Genomic DNA, 19,564 nt, shown 5'->3' with positions numbered 1-19,564 from the left:
TCTGATTAGCCTTGCAGCAATGACAGGACGGTCTGTGGAACCTGGTTAGCTTTCGACAATACTGAGGTACCCGCTTGTTGCAGAATTTGCGCACGTGACATGCTGGATACTTCAGTCGCATAGTCCGCATCCTGGATACGAGACTGAGAAGCAGACAGGTTATTCACAGTAGCATTCAGGTTGTTGATGGTTGATTCAAAACGGTTCTGAATCGCACCCAGTCCGCTACGGGCTGTATCTACATCAGAGATACGGGCATCGATATCGGCCAGAGCAGTCTCACCGGTCACACTGTAATCACTGCCCAGGGTCTGAGATTTAAAGCCGTTATCTGACAAAGAGATAGAGATAACGTTCGCATCAGCACTATCGTTAGAACCTACCTGGATATTGATACTGGTACTGGTGCTGTCAAACAACTGAATGTTATTAAACGTTGTTGCACTCCCGATACGTTTAATTTCAGCCAGACGTGCATCGACCTCAGCCTGAATAGAGTCGATATCGGCAGCGCTGTTAGTCCCGTTTTTCGCCTGCACTGTCAGTTCACGGATTCGCTGTAAGTTAGTGTTCATTTCATTCAGCGCACCTTCCGCGGTTTGTGACAGTGATATACCGTCATTCGCATTACGCGAGGCCTGAGTCAGACCACGGATATTAGATGACATACGGTTAGCAATAGCTTCACCAGCTGCATCATCTTTTGCACTGTTAATACGCAGACCCGAAGACAGACGCTCGATTGCGGTACCCAGAGAAGACTGTGCTTTGTTCAGGTTAGTCTGAGTGGTTAATGACATGATGTTGGTATTGATAACAGCCATGGTTTTTATCCTTCAATAAATGAATGTTCATTGAATAAGCAAAAAGGCATTCCCTTTGCGTTCATGACTGATATCGGTGAGCAGCAGGTTAACTTTAGCCAGTGACCGGAAAAAAACCAATAATGCGGATTTTGTCTGCAGGCTGATAACAACCCTGTGCGATGTTTACGGCTTAAACCTTTATGTTTTTGGGCCGATATTGCCAATACACTCTCAGTAACAACAGGATATTATGATGACCGCCATCAGTAATCTGGATATCAGCAGTAATCTTAATCTGACTGATTTGTACAATAATTTACAGGCAGCAGAGCAGGCTAAACTGACCCCTATTACCAACGAAGCGACTGCCTGTAAAAACAAAATCTCTGCATTCGGGCAACTGAAGAGCAGCCTGCAAAATCTGCAGTCCGCGATTGATGCGCTGACGAAATCCACCACCTTTAATGCCACGGCAGTGACCAGTAACAATCTGTCATTTTCTGCATCCACCGACAGCAGTGCAATTCCCGGCCAGTATCAGGTGAAAGTGACACAACTGGCCACTGCACAGTCATTACTGTCCGGAAAAATCAGTAGCAGTGACACCGCTCTGGGAAGTTCAGACAGTGGCAGCCGGACACTGACCCTGCAGACGGGCCGGGGCACCCCGGTGACCCTCACTCTGACAGATAAACAAACGTCACTGGATAGCATCGTGGATGCCATTAACCAGAGTGGCGCAGGAATTAACGCCACCAGTATCCGCGCAGCTGACGGTGAGTACTATCTTAGCCTGACCGCCAAAGATACCGGCGAAGGGAATAATATCTCAGTGTCCGTCAGTGGGGATGACCAGTTACAGAGCGTCATAGGATACTCATCCACTGACAGCAGTTCAGCCATGCATCAGACCATCGCCGGTCAGAATGCCAGACTGACGGTAAATGGAATTGCTATCGACAGTAAAAGTAATACCGTCACCAATGCACCTTCCGGAGTCACCCTTAATCTGAAATCGGTTTCGCAAAGCGAAGAGACTCTGGAGATTGGTAACAACACAGATGATACCGTGAAAGCGGTTAAAGACTGGGTCACTGCCTATAATAAACTGCAATCCACTATCGCCAGCCTGACCAGTTTCTCAGGAACGGCTACGGCGGTTACCGACACTACCTCAAACGGCCCGTTAATCGGCGATGGTACCGTGCGTAATATCCAGGTCCGGTTACAATCGATGTTGACTCAACCTCAGCAAGGGGCCTATTCCATTCTGGCACAACTGGGGATCAGTATGGACCCGGGCGTGCAGGCCGATGGTTCCACCGGTATTTTGACGATAGATGAAAATAAGTTGAACGACGCCCTGAAAAGTAATCCACAGGCAGTGACCGGTTTCTTCACCGGTGATGGTAAAACCAGCGGCTTTGCCACCGGCATGAACAATACCCTGAATGATATGTTAAGTGACAGCGTCGGAAATAAAGGGATGCTGGCAAATGCTATTGATTCACTGAACAACAACTACGACGATCTCAGCAAACGTTACGACAATATGCAGTCGGCTATAGACAGTACGATGGCCCGCTATAAAACGCAGTTTACGCAGTTGAATAAACTGATGTCGCAGATGGATCAGACCAAACAATATCTGGCATCGCAGTTTGATAACTCGTCGGATAAATAGGGAGTCAACGGGTGAACACAATGACTGGGGCCAACGCTTATGCCAGGGTCAGCGTTGAGAGTGCCGTTCTCAGCGCGGGTCAGGCGCAACTGACCACCTTGTTGTTTGACGGTGCGCTGAGCGCCCTCGCCTGCGCGAGCCTGTGTATCGGCAATGGCGATATTGCAGCGCGTGGCCGCAACCTGTCAAAAGCCATGGATATCATCGACAACGGTCTGAAAAGGCCGTTACTGGACTGGCCGGAAGACCCGCTGGCACAGCAACTTACAGCACTTTATGACTATATTATTTTCCGATTGCTACAGGCTAACCTGCATCAGGACATTGACGCTATCAGCGAGGCTGAAACTCTGCTGGGCGAGATCGCCAGTGGCTGGAAACAAAGTCTGAGGATCGTCAGCGGAGGGAATGAATCATGAACAGTTATTCGAACTGGCTGGCAGAATTGACCACACTGAACCAACAGCTACAAAGCCTGGCGCAGCAGGAAGAGTGGCAGCAACTGGAGGTAACGGTAACAGATTACCTGCATCTGGCTACCACCCCGCCTGACTGCACTGCCGACGAACGGCAACACTGTCAGTCCGGATTTCAACGGCTACTCGACGCACACCAATGTCTGACCTTACTGATTCATCATGCTCTGCAACAGGCTGGAGAAAATCTTTCTCATGGCCGACAGCAGCAACAGCTGTTGCAGGCCTATTTTTCAGTCTGAAAGCAGCCCCGGACGATTAACTGGTCGGGTGATTTTCGCCGTTGGCAAAGTGGTTGAGCAGTAATGTTGGCTGAATATCCTGGATAACCGGTTGTTCCGGGTGGCTTTCGGACTCTGCCAACGCCTTCTGGCATTCCACGGACGGCTGGCTGACTTTTTTCAATGTCAGCCCGTCGTAATGCAGGGTATCACCCACCAGTTTCAGATGCATTGCCCGTAACTGCCGGTTGATATTGAACACTTTGTCATCCACGCGGGCCAGTTTACCCGGTTTGGCAATCACCCGTTGCCACTGGCGACAATCGAGGGTATCCCCCTGTGGAGTAATTAATAATGAAGCCATCGCCTGCGGGCTGACCAAACCCTTCTGTGGGCCGTCGGTTTGCCAGACACCTGCGATTCCGGCAGGGGCAGGCAGCTTGACTGCCTGCTGATAATTGGTGATTTGCACACAACCGGCCAGGGCCAGCATAGGTAACAACATCCATTTCTTCATATATTTTCTCGACAAGCCCGGGGCTGAATTCGGTAATTTTGCGGCATAGTATATCGTGTCCTGGAGCTATTGCAGCCCCCTTGTCACTTCAAAGGCGCGGTTTTTACCTGTGAATGACCACAATGACAGCTAACTCCTGACATCTGCCCGCAGAAAAGTTACAATCCACCGATGATTTCACTGAAACCAGAAACATGATGAAAACTCCTGAACAATATTATGCCATCGCCCGTGACATGTTTTTTTCTGCTCATCCCTCTTTTAGCAGTGCACTGGACGAAATCAGTGAAACTGACGCCAGGCAGGCTGGGATGACATTGCAACAATGCAGAGAAATGCAGGCTGAACGGATCTATGCCGCATTTCTGCGGCAGAAAAAACTGGATGGTATAATTTTCTCTATTCAGTTGGCAGAATCCGATAAGCAGGTGGCCGCAGTCGCGATTGAAAATTATCTGAAATCCCATGCGGCCGCACTCGGTATGACATGGGAAGAATTTTGCATTAAAAACGAACTCTGAACCAACAGGCTTCATGCCCCGTACGCCACACAGACCGCAACCGGCGGCAGATTGCCAGTTATTAGCAGGTCTGATAATGTGGCTTTAGGCGGGGCATGACAATCCAGGAAAAGCTAAATGGCTAAGGTTATTGGTAGAAAATACGGAAAGATGATCCTTGTTTTGGTCCTTATCTGTCTGGGCCTGTTACTGCTACGCTGGGCAGCAATGATCTGGGGTTAGCCTGCTGCAGATTGATTACTGTAACCCCGGCAGACGGTTTTTGACTCACCGGAAATGCCCCGTCTGAAAGTTGCCGGTGGTATATGATATTTTCCTGTAAACGAACGCGTAAACGATTGTTGAGATTCAAAGCCATATCTCAGAGAAATTTCCATAACGCTTTCATTACTGTTTAGCAAATCCTCGGCCGCCCTCATCAGTTTCTTTTCACGGATATATTTGCCAAGACTTTGTTTCATTACCTGATAGAACATTCGCTGAAGATGCCATCGGGAATAGCCTGAACGCTCGGCGACGTGTTCGATTTTGAGTGGCAGATGGATGTTGTCATCGATCCAGTAAGTTAATGTCAGAATCAGTTGGTGTTTTCTGTCCATAGTTTCCTCATCAGCAGATGTGATTATTATGAAGAGATTGTCATGCCGAATTTTGTACCGGTGGATTCTTCCTGACCGGTACATTATTCGACCTGAAATATCAGCGACAGGAAGAGATAATCATAATCTGAAACTGCTGCAAAAATAATGCACTTAAAAATCATTAGCGCTATGAATCGTATTCATAAACGAGGCTACCGGAGCGATTATTTTATCCCTGGTACGGCATGTCGAGAATCACATCCTGAGGGTAAGCGAAGAGGTAGACCTACCCTGGGTTACACAGAATTTCCGCTACCGGTTACTGACTGACTATCCGGCACTATAAATCAGATAAAACCGGTCTGTCATGTGAAATTAATTATGATGACAACAGGCAGAAATATCCTCTGTCTGATACGGTTTTTTTTCGATAAATATTACTCTACTGGCAGCCTGCTATCACCTGAAAATTTCAGACTCAACACATCATGACTCTGCGAATAAATTCAGAATATTATTCTGTTTATTCGTCACGGGGAATTAAATTTGATTTCTGATCCAGCAGTTGTTAGTTTTAAAAATAACTGAATAACAGGAGCCACATGTGAATAAAAAAATAATTCTCCCTGCATTGCTAATTTCATTTTGCGGTAGTGTTGCTGCACAGGAACTGCCTGGCAAAGGAATTTCTGTTCAGGCAGTGAAAAGTCCGCTGGCTGAGGAATCTTTCCAGACCGAATTAGTGAACCGTGCACTGGAAAAACTGGGATACGATGTAAAACCCACTCAGGAAGTGGATTACAGTGTCGCCTACGCGTCGATTGCCAGGGGTGATGCGACCTTCTCGGCTGTAGACTGGGAACCGTTGCAATCCGCAATGTATCAGTCTGCCGGGGGGGAGAAAAGTTTCTTCCGTGCCGGACCTTATATTACCGGTGCAGCTCAGGGGTATTTAATTGATAAGAAAACGGCAGACAAATATCATATTACCGATATATCACAACTGAAAGATCCCAAAATCGCCAAACTGTTTGATAATACCGGTGATGGTAAGGCCGGACTCACCGGATGTGAACCTGGCTGGGCCTGCGGTAAAGTGATAGACGCCCAACTAAAAGCTTACGGTCTGACAAATACTGTCGAGCAAAACCAGGGAAGTTATTCAGCAATGATCGCGGATGTCATTTCACGATATAAAGCCGGCAAACCGGTATTGTATTATACCTGGACACCTTACTGGGTCAGTTTTGTATTAAAACCTGGCAAAGATGTCGTCTGGCTGACAGTTCCTTTTTCGGCATCCCCCGCCGGTCAGCCTAAGGAAGATACCCGGTTACCTAACGGTAAAAATTATGGTTTCAGCGTAAATACCGAAAATATTATTGCTAACAAAGCCTGGGCAGAAAAAAATCCTGCGGCACGTAAACTCTTTACACTGATGAAAATTCCGCTTCAGGATATCAGCCGTCAGAATCTGAGTATGCATAACGGCGAAAACACTGCTGCCGATGTTTCGGCACAGGTGGATGGCTGGATTAAAGCACATCAGGCAGAGTTTGATGGCTGGATCAATGCGGCTAAGCAGGCTGCTGCGAAGTAAACCATTCCACTACATTACCTATTCTCTGACAGAATACCGCCCATTCGGGCGGTATTTCATACCACATCATTAATTAATCGTTTCGACAGCAACAATAACGAAAATTTAACATTTCATTTGGCCATGGATTTCGAACCAGTCCGGATGTTGAAATCCCCAACTGTAATATTCAGCCATTGATTTACACACTTCGGTGTAGGACGGTCTCGCAAACAGAATTGGTCGTCACTAACTACTTATATCCAGACATGTAATGAAGGCGTTTTCCCAGTGACAGTTTTGTTTCCAATAATATGGCGTTTCCACCTTATCGGATCATGAAGCGTATGAGTCCTCGCATCACGCCAGAAACGGTCAAATCCTTTCTCCGACAGAGCTGTACGAGTCCCACCTAGCTCAAATAGGCGACTGGATGCCGTCAGAGCAATATCGTCAGCCAGCACACGTGCTTCCGCGACATGGATTGAGGCATCTGCCACCTCTTCTGCCGTAGGAGTTCCCGAATGAGTATCAAGATAACGTGCCGCATTCAAAACAAGTGCTTCAGCCGCGTTCAAACGTATCTGAAGATCCCCGATTATATTCAGCGAATGAGGATCTGCATCGGCACGCTCACTTCCGCTGTCAATCCATGGACGAGCAATTTCACGCACAATCCTTACTGCAAGTTCAAAGGCTCCCTTTGCAATACCGAGATCAATTGCAGCATGCAGAAGTTGTGAGAAGGGTCCGGCGAAACTAGGGGTAGCAAAAGCTTTGTCACGCCTGACGATGTTTTCAGGTGCAACTCTAATTTTATCTGCGACGACCTTTCCGCTCGCGGTAGTTCTCTGGCCGATGCCGCTCCAGTCATCTATTATGGTTAAACCTGGTGCATTTCTTGGGATATATGCATAGACAAGTTTATTGTCATCATCCAAAGCAGAGATAGGTACCCAATCGGCATACAGTGCTCCTGTGGCATACGCTTTGATACCCGTCAGAAGTAGCCCTTGCTCGGTATTCTCAAGTCTTGTACTGATATCAAGTACGTTTTTTCCGCCAGCTTCCGAAAAAGCATTACCAATTCTTTTTCCGTTTAGAACCTCCCTGAAAAAAAAATCCTTTTGATAATCGGTGCCTATGGTGCGGAGTCCGTCAAGTAAGACAAAATGACTCTGGGGAATTTGCGCCAATGATGAATCAGCTGCGGCAATGATACTAATCACCTTAATCAAAGTTTCATTACTCACCCCAATTCCACCATATTCCCGGGGAACTGTGATGGCTCCTAACCCACTTTCAGAAAAAGCTTTTATTTCATCGTGAGGCAGAGCTCTTTTGCTGTCGCGATATGATGCTCCAGTGGCAAATAACGCAGCAATTTCATTAGCAGTTGAGATTGCTTCACCTTCATCTTTTATATATTTAACACTCATAACTGTCTCTCTGAATTTTTAAATAAAACGTTGACTGTCAGCAAACCTGGCTTGTTGAACTCTTATGGCATTAGGTATAAGTTTTAAAGTAAAGAAAGCATCGGCAATTTTTTGCTGGGCAGAGATAATCTGTGGATTTATTATCTCTATACCATAATTTCGTCGACCAGAAGCCAATTGTAAGGTTTTTTCAGGTATTCTGAGTATAGGGGAAAATAATGAGGCCACTTTATCAGGATTTGCTTTTGCCCATTTATTCGTGGCAGAGAGCTCACGGAAAAAAACAGATAATACATCAGGATTTCCTGATACGTAATCAGGGTTTCCCACATATATTGTCCGGTTATCTGCTAAACCCTCTGCGTTCCGGAGAATCCGCGTTGTCCCTCCGGCTTCTGCTACTGACAGATAGGGCTCCCATAAACCAGTGACATCAGCCTGATGGGCTTCGAACGCGAGCTGAGCATCGGCCACCATAGTGACATAAAGAGAATTAATTTCTGCATAACTCATATCAGCGGCCTGAAGCGCCCTGAACATAAGGTACTGTGGTGTCCATCCCTTTCCTGTGACAAATTTACGGCCATGTAAGTCATGAATATTTCTGATATCAGAATCGACCGGAACAACCAGGGCTAATCCTTCAGGATTAGGGACTTCGGCAGCAAGATAGGTGTAATTTATCCCTGATGCCTGAGCAAAAACCGTGTTTGTATCTCCTGCATGTGCGATATCTATATTACCAGAATTTAGGGCTTCAAACGTGGCAGGCGCAGATGTGAATTCTACCCATTTGACCGTTACGCCAAGATTTAGCAGAGCTTGTTCAAGGCGCCCTGTACCTTTTAATATATTGATCGTACTGAATTTTTGAAATCCAATTCGCAATATTTTCCGCTGCGCAAAAGCATTCCCTCCAATCATAATCATAAATGCTGCGGAGCCAGAAATAACAAAGTTTCGCCTTGATAACATTTCTTTTCCTTATTTTTCTAAAAATTTTACCTTACTAATAAAATCAACCAACTCAAAATATAAATTAATTATAAGCTTTATCAGTCAATCTTTTTAAATTTTAAATATTACTTAATGAGAAATACTTAGGATTTGTTGGTGATTATTTATAGTATGATAACTTTCCGGAAATTTTCATTCAGTTCGTGGATGATTAAGTAAGGCAAAGAACTCCTTGCCAATCCTATTTCAGGTCATATTGTTCAATGCATTGCGTATAACACTTCCTGATAACATTCAGCGTCCCTTTTAGACGGCAGATCATTGTCCCACAAACCATGGGGAATTATCTGGAATACCCGACGTTATTTATTTTATGATAAACACAACTTCTGGTTTAGTTGTTCAGTCAACTAGCAAAAGAGCTCTGTTTTTTTGCAGGCGATACCGGGTGATGTTTCTGCCCCGGTACACAGTTTTATCAGCGATATCAGGATGACAGACAGTGATTAATCTGGTCTGAAATCTGCGTGAACGCCGCCACTGTCTGTTGAGGGTTTGATCCGACCCATGAACTTAACGGACCGGTATCGGTTAACGAGCCGTTGTTGCTCTGAGCCTGCCTGATATCAGTGAACACATAGTGTACTCCACTGCTGCTGGTACTCAGATTCAGTGAATAACCGACCACAAAGGTCACCGGGTTGCCTAACGAGGTAATGTGGTACGAAGTTGTTCCGCGGGTTGTATACAGGCTGCCAGTGATGGTTCCGTTGCTCCCACCCTCAGCACCGGATACGACTGCGACCGAACACTGCTGTAACTTTAACGCACCAGGAACGCCCTGGCCGGTGACCGGATAGTTTTTCACATACTGATAATGCCCGCTGTTATCGAGTTGTAGTCCGTTGACCGCTGCAGTTGAGTTTTTGTTGTTGCCAATGGCGGAACATCCGGATAATAACACTGCAGATAGTCCGGTGAACAAAAGTAACTTTTTCATCTCTTTCTCCTCAGATAACGTTAACTACATCCTGGAACCAAAAACTGTCAGGGGGAAGCCACACCCAACCACTTAACTGTGTAATCCTGTTACCCGGCAGCGAAACCAGAAGCCGGTGCCTTGCCGGGTTATGTCGTTGAAACCGGTCGTGGGCGCTATTTAATTCACCGCATCAGCACTGAGACAGCAAATCTGTAAAAAAATCACGTCATTATCTGAAACAGAAAAGTCTCTGCAGCCAGTGACTGTTTAACATGGTCGAAAACAACCGCCCTGATCTGACCTGTCAGGTATTGCCGGTAAGCACTGGCAAAACGTACTACATTTCACAAAGTCTTCAGATTGGCATTACCGTGGTTATGAAGCTTTACAGGCTACAGGCAGACCCGGCACACAGCTCACTAAATCTGGCAGACCCCGGGTCAGCGGCCGGGGAGACAGAAAGCAGGGCAGACTGCGTCAGGATCTAAAAATGAGATGGGCTCACAGGGTTTTGTGACAGTGGGATACTAATGTTTTCCGTGAATTCCCCCGCTGGGATATGTCTACCCTGGCGGAAAAGGGTTATGGCGAACCAAACCGGTTGACTACAACACGGTGATCAACGATGCCACTGAGCGCTAACCTGCCCGGTTATCAGGCGAATCGTATCAATAAAATACGGTTCGCTGATAATGGAAATTTCCGGCGCAGATTATTTTTATTAAAATCAGTTTTATTATTACAGTCAGTCTCTGATAATTTTAAAATATTACACGGACATATTCATAATGTCGGTATAAGCATTCACCAGTTTATTTCGGACCTGGGTCCCGAGTTGTAATGAGAGGCTTGCCTTTTGCATATTCAGCATCACATCATTCAGTGAAATATCACTGTCTCCTGCCTCAAACTTTTCGTAAGTCACGACAGACTGTTGCACATGCTGGTTAAGCTGGTTAAGTGCCGAATGGAACACTCCCGAAAAGGCATCCGACTGACTGGACGGGGCTTCGCGCCCCTCAGCCAGTCGGGCAACTGCCGTCATTTGTTCTGTAACCTGCGGAATTAATGAAAACATAGTGGTTTCTCTGTGACTGAAAGACATTAAATTAAATCTACCTCAGTCAGAAAATAATAAACCGCAAATATAACCCTTAAAAAACCGGCTGTTTCTCCCATCATTCCCCGATGGCAGGTAAATAATGCTGTTTATTCTACCGCCACCTTACCCGTTATTCAGGAGAAGCATGTGTTGTTATTTATAATGAGTCCGCTCCGGACCACCAGGGTATCGCTATGACAGTTAGCCCTACCGATATTTCAGCCACGTTTTCCGGCAAAGTACAGCAGTTGCTCAACAGATTACGGACTTCCGCCGGGATTCCACTGATTTTTGCTGCCGCGGTATCGGCAGCCGTGATCGTTGGTCTGGTCCTGTGGGCCAGTACTCCGGACTATAGCGTCCTCTACAGCAATATCTCTGCACAGGATGGCGGCAGTATCATCAATCGCCTGAGTCAGATGAATGTTCCCTACCGGCTGGAAGAAAACAGTGGAGATATTCTGGTCCCTGCCAGTCAGGCAGGAGAAGTTCGCCTGAAGCTGGCAGAACAAGGCCTGCCCAGAGGGGGCTCCACCGGATTCGAACTGCTGGACCGCGAAAAGTTTGGTATTAGCCAGTTCAGTGAACAAATTAACTACCAGCGGGCGCTGGAAGGCGAACTGTCCAGAACCATCGAAAGCCTTGGCGCCGTTAAAACAGCCCGTGTGCATCTGGCCATACCTAAACCGTCGGTTTTTATCCGCGATAATCAGCTACCCACTGCGTCTGTTACCTTAAAGCTACAGCCCGGACGTGCTCTGGATGATGGTCAGGTTAACGCCATCGTGCATGTGGTCTCCAGCAGTGTCAGCCGTCTGCCTCCGGGGAATGTGACCGTGGTTGACCAGGACGGTTCGTTGCTGACCAAAACTTCCGCCGGAGCTCAGGGGCTTGACGGCGCACAGCTCAAATACACCTCGCAAATTGAACGTAATATGCGACAACGGATTGAAGATATCCTCGGCCCGGTGGTCGGGCGCGGGAATGTGCGTGCTCAGGTCACGGCAGAAATTAATTTCGATAAGCAGGAACAGACGGATGAACATTACAACCCGAACAATGATCCGGCCAGTAAAGCGATACGTTCACAACAATCCAGCGACAGCCGTCAGTATGGCGGGATATGGCCGGGAGGTGTGCCGGGCGCACTGAGTAATCAGCCGACTCCGGTGGCCACCGCACCGGTTAATCCCCCGGCAACTCAGGCCACTACGGAGAGCACTCCCCCTGCCCGCACTACCACTACGCCGGTGAAATCAGGCAGCAACAATCCTCAGCCACCTCAGAATCAGCAGTTGCGTCAGGATTCTACGACTAACTATGAGCTGGACCGGACTATCCGACGTACTCAGTTGAACAGCGGTGATATTAAACGACTGTCAGTCGCTGTGGTGGTGAACTACCGGAGCCGCGAGGACGGTAAACCTCAGGCATTGACTGAGCAACAAATGCAACAAATCACCGCGCTGACCAAAGAAGCGATGGGATTTTCAGAAAAACGGGGGGATTCAGTCAATCTGGTCAATACCCCGTTCAGTGCTGCCGATAATGATAACAGTCCGGTTTACTGGAAAACGCCGCAATTCCTGGCATTGCTGCTTTCTGCTGGCCGCTGGCTGGTTGTCCTCATCGTGGCCTTTATCCTCTACCGTAAAGCGATACGGCCCATGCTTGAACAGCGCAGGATCAGGGCAGAACAGGCCAGAGAAGCGGCCGAATTACAGCAGGTATCGCTACCGGCCGCGGAAGATACCCGCCACGACAGTGCATTACAGGAGACCGCCCGTAAGGCACAGCAACGAATTAACAGTGAAATTTTAAGCCAGCGTATCCGCGAAATGTCGGATAACGATCCGCAGGTGGTTGCGCTGGTAATCCGCGACTGGATGGGCAGTGAACTATGACTCTTAACGGAACAGACAAAAGCGCCATTCTGATGATGACGCTGGGAGAAGAACGAGCTGCCGAAGTTTTCCGGCATCTTAATCAACGGGAAGTACAGCATCTGAGTGCTGCCATGGCCACCATGAAACAGGTTTCCCACCAGCAACTGACCAGCGTGTTGCAGCAATTCGAAAAAGACGCCGGTCAGTATTCTGCGCTGAGTATAAACAATAACGATTATCTTCGCAGTGTCCTGGTGAAAGCCCTGGGTGAAGAACGTGCCAGCAGTCTGCTGGAAGATATCCTGGATACGCGGGATACCACCTCTGGCATGGATGCTCTGAATCTGATGGACCCCCCTTCCGCCGCCGACCTCATCCGCGAGGAGCATCCACAGATTATCGCGACCATTCTGGTTCACCTGAAGCGGTCACAGGCCGCCGACATTCTGGCGCTGTTTGATGACCGGTTACGCCATGATGTGATGTTAAGGATCGCGACCTTTGGCGGTGTTCAGCCAGCGGCCCTGGCAGAGCTGACCGAAGTGCTGAATAACCTGCTTGATGGTCAGAATCTGAAAAGGGCCAAAATGGGTGGGGTTCGGACTGCAGCCGAGATCCTTAACCTGATGAAATCACAACAGGAAGAATCGGTGATCGAAGCAGTGCGTGAATTCGATAATGAGCTGGCACAAAAAATCATTGATGAAATGTTCCTGTTCGAAAATCTGGTGGATGTGGATGACCGCAGTATCCAGCGGCTGTTGCAGGAAGTGGATTCCGAACAGTTACTGGTGGCTCTGAAAGGTGCCGAACAGCCATTGCGCGATAAGTTCCTGAAAAATATGTCATCCAGGGCAGCTGATATTTTACGTGATGATTTAAGCAGCCGCGGGCCGGTACGTATGTCCGCCGTGGAAACAGAGCAGAAAGCGATTCTGTTGATTGTCAGAAGGCTGGCCGAGGCAGGCGATATTGTGATAGGAGGCGCGGATGAAACCTACGTCTGAGTTACAGCAAACGGAACACTGGCAGAAATGGCAACCACAACAGTTCAGTGCAGTGTACAGCCAGCAGCCCGTTGAAATGCTACCGACACCCCCGGAACCTTGCCCGCCTTCTGAAACCCCACCGATGGCAGAGCCGGAGCTATTGAGTCAGAGTATGCACAACGAAGCCCTGCAACAACAGGAGCGCCAGCAATGCTGGCAGGAAGGCTACCAACAGGGGCTTAGTCAGGGCGAACAGCACGGACGGGCCGCCGGTTTTCAGGAAGGTCAGCAGGCGGCTGTTAGCCTGTCAGCAGAACAACAACGGGCACAGCAGCAACTTGTCGGTCAGTTGGCGGAAAATTTCGACCGGTCATTGCAGGTTCTCGATGGGGTGATCACCGGAAGAATTTTGCAGCTGGCCCTGCAGATAGCCCTGCAGCTTTGCGGCGAGGCGATCAAATGTGATAACCACCAGTTGGCCGAACAGATTCGCTGCCTGCTGGCGGACGACCCGTTATTTACCGGTACCCCAAGGATACGGGTCCATCCGCAGGATCTGCCGCTGGCTGAACAGTTATTCGCCGCACAGGTCAACAACCAGGGCTGGAAAGTCGAGGCCGATCCGCATCTGCATCCCGGCGACTGTCTGTTACAGGGAGAGGAAGGTGAGCTGGATTGTGGCATGTCGGGGCGTTGGCTGGAGTTATGCCAGCGTGCGCAAACGGGAGTCTACTGATGGATATGCCGTTTGGTCGCTGGATGCAACAGCTTGATCGGTTCGAATCTTCGTTAGTCTCTTTGCCAACTGTCCGCCGCTATGGTCGTCTGACCCGTGCCACGGGGCTGGTGCTGGAAGCCACCGGACTGGCGTTACCGCTGGGTGCCGTATGTCTGGTTGAACGCCAGGGAGAGTCCCCCGCCGAAACCGAGGTAGTGGGTTTCAGTGGCAGGAAACTGTTCCTCATGCCGTTGGAAAATACCGACGGTTTGCTGCCCGGGGCCAGAGTGTTTGCCACTACGGCTGACCCGGCTACTCACGGCGGAAAGCTGTTACCACTCGGACCGCCATTACTGGGACGAGTACTGGACAGTAGTGGCAGACCACTGGATAACCTGCCTGCGCCACGCGGCTGTGATTATGGTTCACTGACCAGCCGCCCACTCAATCCATTGCAACGATCTCCGATAAAACAGGTTCTGGATACCGGGATCCGCGCCATTAATGGATTACTCACTGTCGGGCGTGGCCAGAGGATGGGACTGTTTGCCGGTTCCGGCGTAGGTAAGAGTGTCCTGCTTGGCATGATGGCACGCTACACCCACGCGGATGTGATTGTGGTCGGACTGATTGGCGAACGAGGCCGGGAAGTGAAGGACTTTATCGAAAACATTCTGGGCAGCGAAGGACTGGCTCGTTCGGTAGTCATTGCTGCGCCGGCGGATCTTTCACCACTGTTGCGCCTGCAGGGCGCCGCCTACGCCACCCGGATTGCCGAGGATTTTCGTGACCGGGGACAGCATGTATTGCTGATTATGGACTCCCTGACCCGCTATGCCATGGCTCAACGGGAAATTGCTCTGGCTATCGGTGAACCTCCCGCCACCCGTGGCTATCCCCCCTCAGTATTTGCCCGACTGCCCGCACTGGTTGAACGGGCAGGAAACGGAGACAGTGGTGAAGGTTCTGTGACGGCTTTTTATACCGTGCTGGCGGAAGGTGATGACCAACAGGACCCGATTGCCGATGCGGCCCGGGCCATACTTGACGGGCACATTGTGCTGTCCCGCCAGTTGGCAGAATCGGGACATTATCCGGCCATTGATATCGAAGCTTCGATCAGCCGCGTAATGTTCGAGTTAGTCGGTGAATCACAACTTCAGCAGTCACGCTACTGTAAACAGCTGCTTTCGGCCTGGCAGCGTAACCACGACCTGATCAGTGTCGGTGCTTATGTCTCAGGCAGTGATCCCCTGCTTGATCAGGCGATAACACTGTATCCGGCGATCACTGCCTACCTGCAACAAGGTATTCATCAGCGTTGCAATTACGAAACTGCCTGTGAGCAGTTACATCAATTGTTTAGTTATCCGGAGGAAGTGTCATGAACCAGCCATCTGTCCTTGCCACACTGTGCGAACTCGCGCGCAATGAGACTGGCCGGGCAGCGAAACAACTCGGACAACTGCAGAGTGCAAGGCAGCAGGCCCTGCAACAGCAACAACTGCTGACCGGTTACCACCAGGATTATCAACACTTCCTGCAACAGAAAATAATGCCCGGGATGTCACTGAACCGCTGGGATGACTTTCAACAATTTATTCCTGCACTGCAACGGGCGATACAACTGCAACAACAGGTCTTGCTGCAGGGCGAGCAGCAACTTTCACAGGCTCAACGGCACTGGCAGCAGAAAAAGCAACGCCAGAATGCATTACAGACATTACTCGAACGCCAGCAACAGCGGCTCAGAGTGGAAGCGGCCCGACGTGAGCAGAAGCAAATGGATGAATTTTCAGCCCGTCATTTCAGGGGGAATGTTTTATGTCAGGACTAATTCTGTTACCTGCGATGCCGGGTCAAGGGAGCGGGCATCAGGTCGGGTTAAATTCCAGTAAGACCAGTGCGCAGCAACTGTTTTCTGCGCTGTTTAACGGGCAGGCCCGGCTACAGGAAAATCTGCCTGGCCATAAAATTCCGCGTCTGCCAGCCTCCAAATCTAAAGAGAGTGAACCGGACAAAAGTGACAACGTCACCCAACTGCTGGCCCTGTTTTCCCCGATACCCACAGTCAGGCCACTGCTCACATCAGTTAACGGGGTCGCTGTCGCGGCTCAGGGCAGTCCGCTACTACGTACGTCCGTCAGCGCCGGAGACATCACGGGACCATTGTCGTTGAATAATCACCCGAACACCCTCCGTGATTTAGTCTCGCAAAATACCGATGTCTTATCTCAGGATAAGGATATCTGGTCTAACGCTCCCCGGTCACCGCAGCAGCCAGCAAAGACACCGTCTTCTGCTTCAGGCCACCCTGCGCGTAGCCCGTTGCCGGATAAGGTTGACGGGCAACCCCGGGAGAATCCGGTTCCCCGGGCAGAACGAACTCCGTTAGCCCAACAGCTCTCCGGGGTAGCGGCATCCTTCGCGGCACCGCACAGTCCTGTGCGTCCATCCGCATCGGAATTTAAATCAGATTCTCCGCCAGCCGCACCGCTGCTGGCATCGGGTTCCGAAACGTTACCACGAGATGCAATCAGACTGGTACCGGCCACGGGGGGAGCGACCCCGGACAGCCCGCAGTGGCAACAGCAGCTCAGTCAGCAGGTGTTGATTATGCATCATAAGGGGATCCAGAGCGCCGAACTACGTCTGCATCCTCAGGAACTCGGCAATCTCAAAATATCTCTGGTGATTAAAAGCGACCAGGCTGAGATAAGTCTCATTTCGGGCCATAGCCAGGTACGTACCGCTATTGAAGCAGCCCTGCCACACCTGAGAACGGCTCTGGCAGAAAACGGCATCAGTCTCGGAGAGAGTCATGTCGGCAGTGACGATTCCGCTTCCGCCATGTTCAATCCCTCTGGTGGGTTTGGTGAACAACCGCAGGACACCCCAAGGTCCGGACAGAGTTTTAGCGGGCAAGCCCTGGACTCCCCGACGCTACTCACCGTGGAGCGCAGGCCTTCTGTGACATCGCAGACCGGTCGGGTGGATCTGTTTGTCTGAGGCCTCTTCCCTGCATAATTGCACAAGAGTGTACCGGACATACTGCCAGTGTTAGCTACAGGCCATACACCATGCTTAACGGCGATGTCCTCCCGTAAATGTGCTCTTTTCCGACCATTGTTCAGTCATCAACACAGGATAATTTCAGGCAGCAGGTAATGCTGTTTTTATCACAGGAACTGATTTAGCCAATGACAACTCTGCCAAAAAAGAAAACAGGGAAAAAGCTGTTGCTTCGGATCACACTTTGTGTGATCACCCTGGCGGCCTGCGGCGCTGCTGCTTTCAGCTATCTTCAACTACAGCGGCTGGATGATACCCCTGCTACCGGAGCAACAGCCCCGGTGGTAACCCCACCCGCCAGTCCGGTATTTCTGCCACTGGAAGCTTTTACCGTTAACCTGTCCGCCCGTAGTGATAATGATGATGAACGGGTACTTTATGCCGGCTTTACATTACGTTTACCCGATGAAGCTACCCGTGAAAGGTTAAACCAGTATTTACCGGAAGTACGCAGTCGTTTGATTTTATTGCTGACCAGCCAGAATCAACATCAACTGGAAACTGAACAAGGTAAACAGCAGCTGGCAGACAGCATTAAGACTGCATTGACGCCGCCCTTAGTGATTAACCAGCCGCCTCAGCAGATTGACGATGTGTTATTTACCTCCTTTATTCTGAGATAACCCCATGGCTGACAACATTCTTTCTCAGGCGGAGATCGACCAGTTATTGAATGGTGATAACGCCAGTAGTGATAATCCTGAACGGCCGTTAGCCGGTGAAGAGACAGTAAAAGCCTATGACCCGGCAACCCAGCGCCGCATTGTACGCGAACGTTTGCAAGCGCTGGAGATTATTAATGAGCGTTTCGCCAGACAGTTGCGGATGGGATTGTTTAACCTGCTGCGCCGCAGCCCCGACATCAGTGCCGGGCAAATCAATATTCAGCCTTATCAGGAGTTTGCACGGAATCTTCCGGTACCGACTCACCTGAACCTGATTCATCTTAAACCTCTGCGCGGGACGGCATTGTTGGTATTTTCTCCCAGCCTGGTATTTATTGCCGTCGATAACCTGTTTGGGGGCGATGGACGATTCCCGACCAAAGTAGAAGGCCGTGAATTCACCTATACCGAACAACGGGTGATCCACCGGATGATGAAACTAGCTCTGGAGAGTTACCGGGAGGCCTGGCAAGCGATTTATCCGCTGTCTATCGAATTTGTTCGATCTGAGATGCAGGTAAAATTCACCAATATCACTACCTCCCCCAATGACATCGTGGTGAATACCGCCTTTCAGGTAGAAATTGGTAATCTGGTCGGTGAGTTCAGCATCTGTATTCCCTTTGCCATGATTGAGCCATTAAGGGAACTGTTGGTTAACCCTCCGCTGGAAAACTCCCTGCAGGAGGATAACCAGTGGCGTGAAACTCTTGTCAAAGAGGTACAGCTTTCCGCACTGGAACTTACCGCCCATTTTGCGGATATCCCGCTACCTCTGTCGCGCATTCTGGCACTTAAAACCGGCGATATCCTGACCCTGGATAAACCCGAACTGGTCACAGTTCATGTGGATAACGTGCCGGTATTCACCGGCGAACATGGCATTTTAAATGATCAGTATGCATTACGCGTAACCAGCCTGATCAGTCCGATTTTACACTCTTTGCACAAGGAGCAGCCTGATGAGTGATATACAACAACCTCCAGAACACAGTGGTTCAGATGATGATGCATGGGCGGAAGCACTGGAACAGCAAGCCACCACGGATTCAGTTGAGCCGGTGTTGAATTATGATCTGTCGGACACTGTACCGGCGACAGATGAACAGGATGTCAGCCTGATCATGGACATCCCTGTGCGGCTTACCGTTGAACTGGGGCGCACCAGAATGACTATCAAGGAATTGTTGCGTTTGACCCGCGGTTCGATTGTCCCGCTGGAGGGGTTGGCTGGTGAACCTCTGGATATTCTGATCAATAACTATCTGATTGCGCAAGGTGAAGTCGTGGTGGTCAATGATAAATACGGTGTCAGGATCACCGATATCATCACCCCATCAGAACGTATGCGCCGTCTGAGTCGTTAGCC

The 19,564-nt window shown here is 49.5% G+C and carries 22 protein-coding genes; 15 read left to right on the top strand and 7 right to left on the bottom strand.

What is annotated here, in order from left to right:
• Positions 1-5 precede the first annotated feature (5 nt).
• A complete protein-coding gene (locus B3Z23_RS07225; protein WP_038021024.1) occupies positions 6-824 on the bottom strand; it encodes a flagellin in 819 nt (272 codons plus the stop codon).
• A 232-nt stretch (positions 825-1,056) separates the two neighbouring features.
• Between B3Z23_RS07225 and fliD the strand changes: the two genes are divergently transcribed.
• From fliD to B3Z23_RS07210, 3 genes are read left to right on the top strand one after another with little or no spacing between them, the layout of a single operon-like run.
• Positions 1,057-2,490 (top strand): flagellar filament capping protein FliD, encoded by a 1,434-nt coding sequence (gene fliD, locus B3Z23_RS07220; RefSeq protein WP_294904848.1) that lies wholly within the window; start codon positions 1,057-1,059, stop codon positions 2,488-2,490.
• 20 nt (positions 2,491-2,510) lie between these two features.
• The gene (gene fliS, locus B3Z23_RS07215) at positions 2,511-2,909 is read left to right on the top strand and encodes a flagellar export chaperone FliS (protein ID WP_294907646.1); all 399 of its coding nucleotides are present in this window, start codon (positions 2,511-2,513) and stop codon (positions 2,907-2,909) included.
• Positions 2,906-3,208 carry a hypothetical protein gene (locus tag B3Z23_RS07210; RefSeq protein ID WP_294904845.1) on the top strand — a complete coding sequence of 101 codons (303 nt, stop codon included), beginning with the start codon at positions 2,906-2,908 and terminating at the stop codon, positions 3,206-3,208. Before fliS ends, B3Z23_RS07210 begins: the two co-directional genes overlap by 4 nt.
• 16 nt (positions 3,209-3,224) lie before the next feature.
• On the opposite strand, the gene yedD is transcribed toward B3Z23_RS07210, so the two are convergent.
• A complete protein-coding gene (gene yedD / locus B3Z23_RS07205; protein WP_294904843.1) occupies positions 3,225-3,704 on the bottom strand; it encodes a lipoprotein YedD in 480 nt (159 codons plus the stop codon).
• A gap of 197 nt (positions 3,705-3,901) precedes the next feature.
• On the opposite strand from yedD, the gene B3Z23_RS07200 reads away from it, so the two are divergent.
• The gene (locus tag B3Z23_RS07200) at positions 3,902-4,225 is read left to right on the top strand and encodes a DUF6388 family protein (protein ID WP_294907643.1); all 324 of its coding nucleotides are present in this window, start codon (positions 3,902-3,904) and stop codon (positions 4,223-4,225) included.
• Between the two features lie 117 nt (positions 4,226-4,342).
• A complete protein-coding gene (gene yniD / locus B3Z23_RS07195) occupies positions 4,343-4,447 on the top strand; it encodes a small membrane protein YniD (RefSeq protein WP_294904840.1) in 105 nt (34 codons plus the stop codon).
• On the opposite strand, the gene B3Z23_RS07190 is transcribed toward yniD, so the two are convergent.
• Entirely contained in the window at positions 4,444-4,824 is a 381-nt protein-coding gene (locus tag B3Z23_RS07190; RefSeq protein ID WP_294904838.1) for a helix-turn-helix domain-containing protein, read from the bottom strand. The genes yniD and B3Z23_RS07190 overlap by 4 nt on opposite strands.
• Positions 4,825-5,410: 586 nt before the next feature.
• On the opposite strand from B3Z23_RS07190, the gene proX reads away from it, so the two are divergent.
• A complete protein-coding gene (gene proX / locus B3Z23_RS07185) occupies positions 5,411-6,406 on the top strand; it encodes a glycine betaine/L-proline ABC transporter substrate-binding protein ProX (protein ID WP_414716468.1) in 996 nt (331 codons plus the stop codon).
• 236 nt (positions 6,407-6,642) lie between these two features.
• On the opposite strand, the gene B3Z23_RS07180 is transcribed toward proX, so the two are convergent.
• The 4 genes from B3Z23_RS07180 to fliE all read right to left on the bottom strand — a co-directional run bounded on the left by B3Z23_RS07180 (position 6,643) and on the right by fliE (position 10,841).
• On the bottom strand, positions 6,643-7,824 hold the full coding sequence (locus B3Z23_RS07180; RefSeq protein WP_294904835.1) for an SfnB family sulfur acquisition oxidoreductase: 1,182 nt from the start codon (positions 7,822-7,824) through the stop codon (positions 6,643-6,645).
• Between the two features lie 18 nt (positions 7,825-7,842).
• Complete coding sequence (locus B3Z23_RS07175) at positions 7,843-8,799, bottom strand: ABC transporter substrate-binding protein (protein WP_294904832.1); 957 nt, start codon at positions 8,797-8,799, stop codon at positions 7,843-7,845.
• Between the two features lie 469 nt (positions 8,800-9,268).
• Positions 9,269-9,781: a hypothetical protein gene (locus B3Z23_RS07170; RefSeq protein WP_294904829.1), complete on the bottom strand. Its 513-nt coding sequence runs from the start codon at positions 9,779-9,781 to the stop codon at positions 9,269-9,271.
• Between the two features lie 751 nt (positions 9,782-10,532).
• Positions 10,533-10,841 (bottom strand): flagellar hook-basal body complex protein FliE, encoded by a 309-nt coding sequence (gene fliE, locus B3Z23_RS07165; protein ID WP_294904826.1) that lies wholly within the window; start codon positions 10,839-10,841, stop codon positions 10,533-10,535.
• 218 nt (positions 10,842-11,059) lie between these two features.
• Between fliE and fliF the strand changes: the two genes are divergently transcribed.
• The 9 genes from fliF to fliN all read left to right on the top strand — a co-directional run bounded on the left by fliF (position 11,060) and on the right by fliN (position 19,562).
• Entirely contained in the window at positions 11,060-12,769 is a 1,710-nt protein-coding gene (gene fliF, locus B3Z23_RS07160; protein WP_294904823.1) for a flagellar basal-body MS-ring/collar protein FliF, read from the top strand.
• On the top strand, positions 12,766-13,758 hold the full coding sequence (fliG, locus tag B3Z23_RS07155; RefSeq protein WP_294904820.1) for a flagellar motor switch protein FliG: 993 nt from the start codon (positions 12,766-12,768) through the stop codon (positions 13,756-13,758). The genes fliF and fliG overlap by 4 nt, the downstream gene beginning before the upstream one ends.
• On the top strand, positions 13,742-14,476 hold the full coding sequence (locus tag B3Z23_RS07150; RefSeq protein WP_294904818.1) for a flagellar assembly protein FliH: 735 nt from the start codon (positions 13,742-13,744) through the stop codon (positions 14,474-14,476). The genes fliG and B3Z23_RS07150 overlap by 17 nt, the downstream gene beginning before the upstream one ends.
• Complete coding sequence (fliI, locus tag B3Z23_RS07145; protein WP_414716467.1) at positions 14,476-15,846, top strand: flagellar protein export ATPase FliI; 1,371 nt, start codon at positions 14,476-14,478, stop codon at positions 15,844-15,846. The genes B3Z23_RS07150 and fliI overlap by 1 nt, the downstream gene beginning before the upstream one ends.
• A complete protein-coding gene (gene fliJ / locus B3Z23_RS07140; RefSeq protein WP_294904815.1) occupies positions 15,843-16,295 on the top strand; it encodes a flagellar export protein FliJ in 453 nt (150 codons plus the stop codon). The genes fliI and fliJ overlap by 4 nt, the downstream gene beginning before the upstream one ends.
• The gene (locus B3Z23_RS07135) at positions 16,283-17,467 is read left to right on the top strand and encodes a flagellar hook-length control protein FliK (protein WP_294904812.1); all 1,185 of its coding nucleotides are present in this window, start codon (positions 16,283-16,285) and stop codon (positions 17,465-17,467) included. Before fliJ ends, B3Z23_RS07135 begins: the two co-directional genes overlap by 13 nt.
• A gap of 191 nt (positions 17,468-17,658) precedes the next feature.
• Positions 17,659-18,153: a flagellar basal body-associated protein FliL gene (gene fliL / locus B3Z23_RS07130; protein ID WP_294904810.1), complete on the top strand. Its 495-nt coding sequence runs from the start codon at positions 17,659-17,661 to the stop codon at positions 18,151-18,153.
• Between the two features lie 4 nt (positions 18,154-18,157).
• Entirely contained in the window at positions 18,158-19,165 is a 1,008-nt protein-coding gene (gene fliM, locus B3Z23_RS07125) for a flagellar motor switch protein FliM (RefSeq protein ID WP_294904807.1), read from the top strand.
• The gene (fliN, locus tag B3Z23_RS07120; RefSeq protein WP_294904805.1) at positions 19,158-19,562 is read left to right on the top strand and encodes a flagellar motor switch protein FliN; all 405 of its coding nucleotides are present in this window, start codon (positions 19,158-19,160) and stop codon (positions 19,560-19,562) included. Before fliM ends, fliN begins: the two co-directional genes overlap by 8 nt.
• Positions 19,563-19,564: the final 2 nt, after the last annotated feature.

Source organism: Tatumella sp. UBA2305, from assembly GCF_002345795.1.
GTDB lineage: Bacteria > Pseudomonadota > Gammaproteobacteria > Enterobacterales > Enterobacteriaceae > Tatumella > Tatumella morbirosei.
The sequence above is the reverse complement of the archived record's forward strand: the minus strand, read 5'-3'. Positions and strand labels throughout refer to the sequence as shown.